Genomic DNA, 8,510 nt, shown 5'->3' with positions numbered 1-8,510 from the left:
CGGGCCTGCCCTCCAAGCCGTCGTCCGAGAACATCCATCTCGACGACAATGGCGACATCCAGGGTCTGAGCTGAGCCGCACAACAACCGGAGCAACCCTCCGCAACCAACACAAGGAGGCGCCCACAAGGCGCCTCTTTTGGTTTTTGGCGGCAACTGCGTTCGGCGGCGCGTCTGGACGCGGCTGTGCGGCTTTCCTATAAGATCGAAAACATCAACCGGCTGGATCGCGGACAGGAAGTCGGGCCGGGCTGGTGGTCGGCTGGGCCTTTTCCCGTCCCGAGCCCATTCGAAATGGACGCTGCCATGACCGGACCCAATCCCAACATCAAGCATCCGATCTTCATGCATCCGCGCGTCGGCTTCCTGAAGGCGCTGGTGGATGCGCCGAACATCGAGATCGGTGATTTCACTTACTATGACGATCCGGACGGGCCGGACAAATTCGTCGAGAGATGCGTGCTGCATCACTACCCGTTCATCGGCGACAGGCTGGTGATCGGCAAGTTCTGCGCCATAGCCGAGGGTGCGCGCTTCATCATGAACGGCGCCAACCATGCCATGTCGGGCTTCTCCACCTACCCGTTCAACATTTTCGGCCACGGCTGGGAAGAGGGCTTCGACGTGGCGAGCTGGGAAAAGGAAAACCGCGGCGATACCGTTATCGGCAATGATGTCTGGATCGGCATGGAAGCGATCGTCATGCCGGGTGTGACCATCGGCGACGGCGCAATCGTTGCCGCCAAGTCGGTTGTCACGCACGACGTGCCGCCCTATGCCATCGTTGCCGGCAACGCGGCGAAAGTCGTGAAGACGCGCTTCGACAACAGGACGGTCGAAAGGCTGATCCGCCTTGCCTGGTGGGATTGGCCGCTCGACAAGATCAATCGCAATCTCAATGCCATTCGCGGCAGCGACCTGAACCGGCTGGAGGCCGCTGCTTGACTGCTCAACAGACACTGCTCGACGTCAACCTGTTCACGCGCAACTGGGTGTTCATCCGCGGCGTGCCGGCGATGAAATTCCTGCCGCCCGAGGGACCGCCCGAGATCGCCTTTGCCGGCCGTTCCAATGTCGGCAAATCGTCGCTGATCAATGCGCTTATCGGCCATAAGGGTCTGGCGCGCACCTCGAATACGCCGGGGCGCACGCAGGAACTCAATTACTTCGTGCCGGACGGCTTTTCGGGCGAAAGCGGCGACCTGCCGCCGATGGCGCTGGTGGACATGCCGGGCTACGGCTATGCGCAGGCGCCGAAGGATCAGGTCGACCAGTGGACCAAGCTCGTTTTCGACTACCTGAAAGGCCGGGTGACGCTGAAGCGCGTCTACGTGCTGATCGATGCCCGCCACGGCATCAAGAAGAACGACGAGGAGGTGCTGTCGCTGCTCGACAAGGCGGCGGTGTCATACCAGATCGTGCTGACCAAGACCGACAAGATCAAGGCGGCCGGCGTGCCGCGCCTGATCGAGGAAACATTGGAGAAGATCCGCAAGCGCCCGGCGGCCTTCCCGGGCGTGGTGGCGACATCATCGGAAAAGGCCGAAGGGCTGGACGAGTTGCGCGCGGCGATCGTGCTGGCCGCGAACGGGCTCTAAAGCGTGTCGCGATCTTTCAGATTCGCTCAATACGCTTTAGTCCTTTGATTTTATGCACGTCTTTATCCCGAAACCGGTTCCCACTTTCGGGAGACATGCACTAGCTCATTTCGCAATTCCGGACGGAAAACCGGTTGTTATTTTTCCTGGAGTTGCTTCAGGCCGGCTTGAAGCTGAGCGACAGGCCGTTGATGCAGTGGCGCTTGCCGGTCGGAGGCGGGCCGTCATCGAAGATGTGGCCGAGATGGCCGCCGCAACGGCTGCAATGGCACTCGACCCGCACCATGCCGAGCGTTGAATCCTCGCGGGTGCCGATGCTTTGCGGCAGCGATTCCCAGAAACTCGGCCAGCCGGTGCCGGATTCGAATTTGGTGTCCGAAGCGTAGAGGGGCAGGTCGCAGCCGGCGCAGGCGAATGTGCCCTTGCGGTGTTCTTCAAGCAGCGGGCTGGTGAATGGTCGCTCGGTCGCCTCGTGGCGCAGCACCGAATATTGGTCCGCCGACAGCATCTGCTTCCATTCGGCATCGGTCCTGGTGACGGCAAAGGTCTCGGCCTGTGCTTCTGCGACGCTGCCTGAACGCCAGAACACTGCGGCTGCGGTCAGGAAAGTAGCGGATGCGGTGCCGTTCAGGAGCAGTTGGCGACGGTTCATGATGCAGTTCCTTTCGCAGAATTTTGCCAGACGACGACCGCGCCGGGAAATCAAAATGCGGTGACGCGGTGAATGGCGAGGCTGCGCGGTCGTTGAAGAAACCGCGCAGCCTGACGTCTTCCTGATCTATTCGCAGGCAGGGCCGCCGGCGTTACATCTTCGGCAAAAGAACCTTGTCGATGACGTGGATGACGCCGTTCGATTGCTCGACATCTGCGATGGTGACGTTGGCGACATTGCCGTTTTCGTCGGTGACGGTGACCTTGCCGCCTTCATCCTTGAGCGTCAGTTCGCAACCGCCGACGGTCTTGACCTTGTGCGCGCCGCCATCGTCCTTGACCATCTTCATCACGTCAGCCGCCATCGCCTTGGCGCCGATGACATGGCAGGTCAGGATCTTGGTGAGCTGGTCCTTGTTTTCAGGCTTGAGCAGCGTGTCGACGGTGCCTGCGGGCAGGGCCTCGAAGGCCGCGTTGGTCGGCGCGAACACCGTGAACGGGCCTGCGCCCTGCAGCGTCTCGACCAGGCCGGCGGCTTTGACGGCGGCGACGAGCGTGGTGTGGTCCTTCGAGTTGACGGCGTTTTCGACGATGTTCTTGTCGGCATACATGGCGGCGCCGCCGACCATCGGGTTTTCGGCATAGGCGACGGTTCCGAGCGCGGACAGGGCGACGACGCCGGCGAACAGTGCAGTGGCGATCTTGCGCATATCAAGTCTCCTTGGATTTCGAACACCCCATTGGTGGGGCCGCAAGGAGATACGGTGTGACTTTGCAGGAGTTTCAGCGGACGCGAAGAATTCCAGCCAGATTAATAGGTCCTGACCCTAGATATTCTTCAGGTCGCCCGTCGCGACGACAGGTCCGGTCGGCTGGCCGGTCGGCGAACCGCCGGGAGGCTCGACGCTGACGGCGAGGACCGCGCCTTGTTCGAGCTGCTGCTGGATGGTGGGCGTGACCGGAACCGTTGTCGCCGCGCCGACTGGGATGACGCCGAGCGAAACGGGCGGCTTGTCGCCCTCGATCAGCCACAGTTCGAAGTCCTTGCCCTGGTCGCGCTCGCCGGAGAGATGCGACAGGCCGACATTATGGTGGGCGGCGTCGTAGACGGCGAGATACTTCACATTGCTGCTGTCGGCGGCAAGCGAGGCGACAAGCCGGGTCTGCTGCGGCGCCGGTGGCTGCAGGTAGGGCAGGGCGACGGCGATAGCGAGGCCGGCAACGGCAGCGGCGGTCAGCCCGCGCCAGAAGCCGAGGCTTGCCCAGATGCCGGTGCGGGGTGCGGCTGCGGGCGATGTGGAGGCGGAGGCAAACAGCCGCTGGTCGATTGCCGCCTTGACCGATTGGGAAGGCTCGGCCGCTGGATAGGCGTCGGCCAGGGGCGACAGCCGCACTTCCCATTCATCGACCAGCCGCGCGAAGGCTGGATCCGTGTCGATGCGATGGGTCGCTTCCTGCCGCTCGGCTGAGGACAGGACGCCAAGAACGTACTCGGCGGCGATGAGATCGTCGCTTTCCCGTTCCGGTCCGTGTTCACCCGTCAGCGTCATCTTTCCAGGCATTCCCGTAGTTTCATCAGGCTGCGCCTGAGCCAGGTCCTCATCGTGTTGAGCGGCACTTTGTAACGTTCGGCCAGCTCGGCATAGCTTTCACCTTTCAGGTAGGCGCCGCGAACGGCACCGGCCCGGTCGTCTTCCAGTTCCTCCAGGCAGCGATGGATCTGGCCGGCCTCGTCGCCCGACACCGCCGCAGCCTCCGGGCCAGGCGTCGGGTCGGCCACGTCGAGCACGGTCTCGATATCGGCAGCCGGTCGCCGTCGCGCCCTGATGCGGTCGATCGAATGATTGCGCGCAATCGCCACAAGCCACGAGATCGGACTGAGATCCGACACCGCGAAGCGGTCTGCCTTGGTCCATATCTTGACGTAGACTTCCTGCAGCGCGTCTTCAGCCTCGCCCCGATCGTTCAAGACACGCAGGCACACGCCGAAAAGTTTCGCGCTCGTCTGCCGATAGAGCAGATCGAACGCCGCCCGGTCCTTCATCGAAGTGCGGACAATGAGCTTGGTGATATCCTGCGGCTCCATCGCGGCTCAAATTATGCGATCAGCAGGCATTTGCAATGCTGCATCAATGGTAACTGCCATTGGCTGCCAAAAGGGCGACAAGCCATTTGCCCCTGTCGAGGTTTCCCGCTAAGACCCGCCCGTTCCTTTAGAAAAGCCGGGAAACGCCTTGATGTCGGATATTGCCGCCACCGCCGAAATGCAGGCCGCGCTTCTTTCGAGAGCCCTGCCTTACATGCAGCGCTACGAGAACAAGACGGTGGTGGTAAAGTATGGTGGCCACGCCATGGGCGACACCGAACTTGGCCAGGCTTTCGCACGCGACATCGCCCTTTTGAAGCAGTCCGGCGTCAATCCGATCGTGGTGCATGGCGGCGGGCCGCAGATCGGCGCGATGCTGGCCAAGATGGGCATCGAATCGAAATTCGAAGGCGGACTTCGCGTGACTGACCAGAAGACGGTCGAGATCGTCGAGATGGTGCTGGCCGGCTCGATCAACAAGGAGATCGTGGCGCTGATCAACGCCGAGGGCGAGTGGGCGATCGGCCTGTGCGGCAAGGACGGCAACATGGTTTTTGCCGAAAAGGCGCGCAAGACCATGGTCGATCCCGATTCCAACATCGAGCGCGTGCTTGATCTGGGCTTCGTCGGCGAGCCGGTCGAGGTTGACCGCACGCTGCTCGACCTTCTGGCGCGTTCGGAAATGATCCCGGTGATCGCGCCGGTGGCACCCGGCCGCGACGGCCATACCTACAATATCAATGCCGATACGTTTGCGGGCGCGATTGCCGGTGCGCTGGAAGCCAAGCGCCTGTTGTTTCTGACCGACGTGCCGGGCGTGCTCGACAAGAACAAGAAGCTGATCGACGAGCTGACGGTCGCCGAGGCCAAGGCGCTGATCAAGGACGGCACCATTTCCGGCGGCATGATCCCGAAGGTCGAGACCTGCATCGAGGCGATCGAGCGCGGCGTCGAAGGCGTCGTCATCCTGAATGGCAAGACGCCGCATTCGGTGCTTTTGGAACTGTTCACCGAACATGGCGCCGGCACGCTGATCGTGCCCTGATAGCGCTCTATCGACGCAGATGGGACAGCGGCACGTGGCCGGGTCCCTTGATGTTCTGCAACACGAGCTGCGTGTGGACGTCGCGCACGCCCTTCAGCCGCATCAGGCGGTGCATGACGAAGGCGTTGAGGTCGTCCACCGACGGCACCATGACGTGCAGCAGGAAGTCGTGATCGCCGGTCATCGTCCAGCATGACGACACCTCGTCCATGTGCTCGACGGCGGCGATGAAGGCCTCGGGCGAGCCGTCGCTATGGCTGGTCAGGCGAACCTGGATGAAGACCTCGACCGACAGGCCGACTGCGCGGCGGCTGATCCGCGCGGCAAAACTCTTGATGATGCCGGTCTCCTGAAGCGCCTCGAAGCGGCGCGCGCAAGGCGTGGTGGAGAGTCCGATTTCCTGCGCGAGCTCCGAAACAGGTTTGCGGCCATCGCGTTGCAGGATGTCGAGCATCCTGATCTCGAAATCGTCGAACTGAGGCATTTTCACTCCGCAATGCTATCCATAGAAGGATATTGCCTCAAAATCCTAGTTTCAGCGATAGGAAAAACCGATTTGCCTTCCCGAAAGGCGGTAATCTGCCGGCAGATCAGGCTGGTTTTGCCGCGGGAGAGCTATCATGACCATCAGCGTTGCCGATTATGCCCGTGAATGCGCTGCACAGGGTCTGCGCGGCGACTATTCGGTATGTCGCACGGACTTCACGGTTCGGCAGGACTATGACTACAGCCAGGCGGAGCAGAAGGTCTGGCGCACGCTGTGCGACCGCCAGACCAAGCTGACCGAAAGACTGGCGCACCACACCTATCTTGATGGCGTGAAGGCGCTTGGCCTGCTCGACCGCATTCCCGATTTCGGTAAAGTCAGCGAACGGCTGCGCAGGCTGACGGGCTGGGAAATCGTCGCCGTACCGGGCCTCATCCCGGCGGGGCCCTTCTTCGATCATCTGGCCAACCGCCGCTTTCCGGTGACCAACTGGTTGAGAAGCGAAGATGAGCTCGACTACATTGTCGAACCGGACATGTTCCATGACTTTTTCGGCCACGTGCCGATCCTGACCCAGCCGGTCTTCGCCGATTTCATGCAAAGCTACGGCACGCGCGCCGAGGAAGCGATTGCAGCCGGTGGCGACGAGATGATCACCCGGCTCTACTGGTACACCGCCGAATACGGGCTGATGCACGAGCCGGGACAGGAACTGAAAGCCTTCGGGGCGGGGCTGATGTCGTCCTACACCGAATTGAGCTTCGCGGTGACCGACACCAAGGCGCATCGCGTGCCGTTCGACCTCGAGACGGTGATGCGCACGACCTATGAGATCGACAAGTTCCAACGCGCCTATTTCGTGCTGCCGTCATTCGACGTGTTGCGCGATGCCTTCCAACAGGCCGACCTGAAGGCAATCGTGCGGCGCTGGAAGGACCAGCCGACGCTCGATCCGGCCAGTCTCCCAACGGCAAGCCTTTAGACTGCGATTTTCCGGGTCAGGTGGTCGCCGAGACGGCATGCCAGCGCGGTGATCGTCGTCGTCGGGTTGCACTCGCCCGAGGTGCAGAACACAGATGAGCCGCCGACATAGATGTTGGCCATCGCGTGGACCTTGCAGTCGGCATCGACCACGCTTTTGGCAAGGTCGGTGCCCATGCGCGTGCCGCCCATGTGGTGATGGCCGGCCAGTTCCTGATTGGTGGGGTAATCCTCGCCCGAAGTCAGCCAGTCGTCGATGCGGACCCGGCCGAGGTTCTTTTCGGCCATCGTCTGGCCGAAGAGGCGCAAGCCTTCGAGGATGGTGCGCCGCTCCAGCTCGCTTTTCTTCCAGTGCAGTTCGATGCGCGGCACGCCCGCATGATCCGTGTCGGCGACGGAAAGCGCGATGTGGTTGTCGGCGCGCGGAGCCTGTTCCCAGGCGACGTAAAGCTGGGCGGCGCAGCGAAGATGCTGGCCGAGCTTGGCCGCCGCCCATTCCGCAAAGTCGGGCGCGTTGCAGGCAAGGTCGGCAATGAGGCGCTTGGCCCCGGGATAAGGCGTTTCGATCAGCCGGATGCCGAAATTCATGATTTTCAGCCGTTCCATCGCCGCCGGCGAGGGCGAGAAGAACGCTTCGTTTGCCGCATCGACTTCGAACTCGTCATAGTTGGCGAGGATGGCGTTGCCGCCTTCGAAGGTCGGGTGCTCCATCCAGTATTTGCCCAGCGCCTCGGCATAAGGCACCACGCCGCCGTTTGAAACCTCGTTCGACCACAAAAGCAGGCGGGAATTTTCCAGCCCGCCCGTGCAGACGACGAAGTAGTCCGCCTTGAGCAAGCCGGCCTGCTTGCCGTTCGACCAGATCTGCGCGCCGGTGATCTTGCTGCCGTCGCCGGCAAGGTTGGTGACGGAGGTGTTGAGCACCAGTGCGATGTTGCGGCTCTTGGTCAGTTCGTCCGCGAATTTTTCGCCGAAGCGCACTGCATTGCTCTTGATCAACTGGACCCAGCGCATGTCGTCTGAAATCGGCACGTCGGCGCGAAATTCCGGCAGTTCGAGAATGTCGTGGACTTCGGGCAGGAACGGCTCGATGTCCTTGCGTTCGATCGGCCAGCCGGTGTCTGGCGCCCATGCCTTGGGTTTGAAGTCGTGGGCGTCGAGGACGCGGCACCATCCGGCCCAATGGTTGGAACTGCCGCCCATGTAGCGCAACCGGGTGATGTCGAGGTCGAAATAAGGGTCGCCGACGGTTGTGCCGCGATAGAAATCCTGGGATTCGTCGCTGAATTCTCGCCCGCCCGCTTCGAGGACCGCGACCGGAATCCCGGCGGTGCCGAGCTTGCGCGCAATGGTAATGCCTGCCGGTCCCGAGCCGATCACCACGACCTTTGGCGTGAGCGAAGCGGCCTGAAAGACCTCGTAGCTGTCGAAGATCATGCCAGGTCGCTTTTCTTCAGGATCCAGCCGTTCACTTCGACGATCTGGTCACCCCCACTGGCGGGTGGCCGCGGGCGGCCAAGCAGGGAGGGGACAAAGGGCAGCGCCAGCAAAAGGTTCAAGATGGCGCGGCGTGTGTGAGGCTTATCTGGCATGGACATGTTCGCGACTGGACAGGCGGCCTTGGTACACCTTTCCGGTAAAGGCGAAGTTGCTTCATTGCTTA

11 protein-coding genes are annotated in these 8,510 nt (G+C 62.0%); 4 read left to right on the top strand and 7 right to left on the bottom strand.

Going from position 1 to position 8,510, the window contains the following annotated elements; all coding sequences use genetic code 11:
* Positions 1-305 precede the first annotated feature (305 nt).
* Positions 306-944, top strand: coding sequence for a CatB-related O-acetyltransferase (locus tag ACODTY_RS09265; RefSeq protein WP_488994003.1), 639 nt, complete (start codon positions 306-308; stop codon positions 942-944).
* A complete protein-coding gene (yihA, locus tag ACODTY_RS09260; protein WP_488993993.1) occupies positions 941-1,597 on the top strand; it encodes a ribosome biogenesis GTP-binding protein YihA/YsxC in 657 nt (218 codons plus the stop codon). Before ACODTY_RS09265 ends, yihA begins: the two co-directional genes overlap by 4 nt.
* Positions 1,598-1,754: 157 nt before the next feature.
* Here the strand turns inward: yihA and msrB are convergent, their stop codons facing one another.
* From msrB to ACODTY_RS09240, 4 genes are all read right to left on the bottom strand, one after another.
* Positions 1,755-2,249 carry a peptide-methionine (R)-S-oxide reductase MsrB gene (gene msrB, locus ACODTY_RS09255; RefSeq protein WP_488993992.1) on the bottom strand — a complete coding sequence of 165 codons (495 nt, stop codon included), beginning with the start codon at positions 2,247-2,249 and terminating at the stop codon, positions 1,755-1,757.
* A 151-nt stretch (positions 2,250-2,400) separates the two neighbouring features.
* Complete coding sequence (locus tag ACODTY_RS09250) at positions 2,401-2,958, bottom strand: fasciclin domain-containing protein (protein WP_488993991.1); 558 nt, start codon at positions 2,956-2,958, stop codon at positions 2,401-2,403.
* Positions 2,959-3,075: 117 nt separating this feature from the next.
* Positions 3,076-3,798: an anti-sigma factor gene (locus ACODTY_RS09245; protein WP_488994002.1), complete on the bottom strand. Its 723-nt coding sequence runs from the start codon at positions 3,796-3,798 to the stop codon at positions 3,076-3,078.
* Positions 3,795-4,334: a sigma-70 family RNA polymerase sigma factor gene (locus tag ACODTY_RS09240; protein WP_488993990.1), complete on the bottom strand. Its 540-nt coding sequence runs from the start codon at positions 4,332-4,334 to the stop codon at positions 3,795-3,797. The genes ACODTY_RS09245 and ACODTY_RS09240 overlap by 4 nt, the downstream gene beginning before the upstream one ends.
* 151 nt (positions 4,335-4,485) lie before the next feature.
* On the opposite strand from ACODTY_RS09240, the gene argB reads away from it, so the two are divergent.
* Positions 4,486-5,379, top strand: coding sequence for an acetylglutamate kinase (gene argB, locus ACODTY_RS09235; protein ID WP_488993989.1), 894 nt, complete (start codon positions 4,486-4,488; stop codon positions 5,377-5,379).
* A 7-nt stretch (positions 5,380-5,386) separates the two neighbouring features.
* On the opposite strand, the gene ACODTY_RS09230 is transcribed toward argB, so the two are convergent.
* Complete coding sequence (locus ACODTY_RS09230; RefSeq protein WP_488993988.1) at positions 5,387-5,863, bottom strand: Lrp/AsnC family transcriptional regulator; 477 nt, start codon at positions 5,861-5,863, stop codon at positions 5,387-5,389.
* Positions 5,864-5,999: 136 nt separating this feature from the next.
* On the opposite strand from ACODTY_RS09230, the gene phhA reads away from it, so the two are divergent.
* Positions 6,000-6,848, top strand: coding sequence for a phenylalanine 4-monooxygenase (phhA, locus tag ACODTY_RS09225; protein WP_488993987.1), 849 nt, complete (start codon positions 6,000-6,002; stop codon positions 6,846-6,848).
* Here phhA and ACODTY_RS09220 read toward each other — a convergent pair.
* Both ACODTY_RS09220 and ACODTY_RS09215 read right to left on the bottom strand, forming a co-directional pair.
* A complete protein-coding gene (locus ACODTY_RS09220) occupies positions 6,845-8,284 on the bottom strand; it encodes a GMC oxidoreductase (RefSeq protein ID WP_488993986.1) in 1,440 nt (479 codons plus the stop codon). The two genes, phhA and ACODTY_RS09220, sit on opposite strands and share 4 nt — an antisense overlap.
* Entirely contained in the window at positions 8,281-8,439 is a 159-nt protein-coding gene (locus ACODTY_RS09215) for a hypothetical protein (protein WP_488993985.1), read from the bottom strand. Before ACODTY_RS09215 ends, ACODTY_RS09220 begins: the two co-directional genes overlap by 4 nt.
* Positions 8,440-8,510 lie beyond the last annotated feature (71 nt).

It is taken from the genome of Mesorhizobium sp. FG116, assembly GCF_057809835.1.
This window is presented reverse-complemented; position numbering and strand designations above follow the sequence as displayed.

What these genes read in the sequence shown, in the direction of transcription:
- ACODTY_RS09215 (WP_488993985.1), bottom strand. Translation starts at nt 8,439, where the DNA reads ATGCCAGATAAGCCTCACACACGCCGCGCCATCTTGAACCTTTTGCTG.
- ACODTY_RS09245 (WP_488994002.1), bottom strand. Translation starts at nt 3,798, where the DNA reads ATGACGCTGACGGGTGAACACGGACCGGAACGGGAAAGCGACGATCTC.
- ACODTY_RS09220 (WP_488993986.1), bottom strand. Translation starts at nt 8,284, where the DNA reads ATGATCTTCGACAGCTACGAGGTCTTTCAGGCCGCTTCGCTCACGCCA.
- ACODTY_RS09265 (WP_488994003.1), top strand. Translation starts at nt 306, where the DNA reads ATGACCGGACCCAATCCCAACATCAAGCATCCGATCTTCATGCATCCG.
- ACODTY_RS09240 (WP_488993990.1), bottom strand. Translation starts at nt 4,334, where the DNA reads ATGGAGCCGCAGGATATCACCAAGCTCATTGTCCGCACTTCGATGAAG.
- ACODTY_RS09230 (WP_488993988.1), bottom strand. Translation starts at nt 5,863, where the DNA reads ATGCCTCAGTTCGACGATTTCGAGATCAGGATGCTCGACATCCTGCAA.
- argB (WP_488993989.1), top strand. Translation starts at nt 4,486, where the DNA reads ATGTCGGATATTGCCGCCACCGCCGAAATGCAGGCCGCGCTTCTTTCG.
- phhA (WP_488993987.1), top strand. Translation starts at nt 6,000, where the DNA reads ATGACCATCAGCGTTGCCGATTATGCCCGTGAATGCGCTGCACAGGGT.
- ACODTY_RS09250 (WP_488993991.1), bottom strand. Translation starts at nt 2,958, where the DNA reads ATGCGCAAGATCGCCACTGCACTGTTCGCCGGCGTCGTCGCCCTGTCC.
- msrB (WP_488993992.1), bottom strand. Translation starts at nt 2,249, where the DNA reads ATGAACCGTCGCCAACTGCTCCTGAACGGCACCGCATCCGCTACTTTC.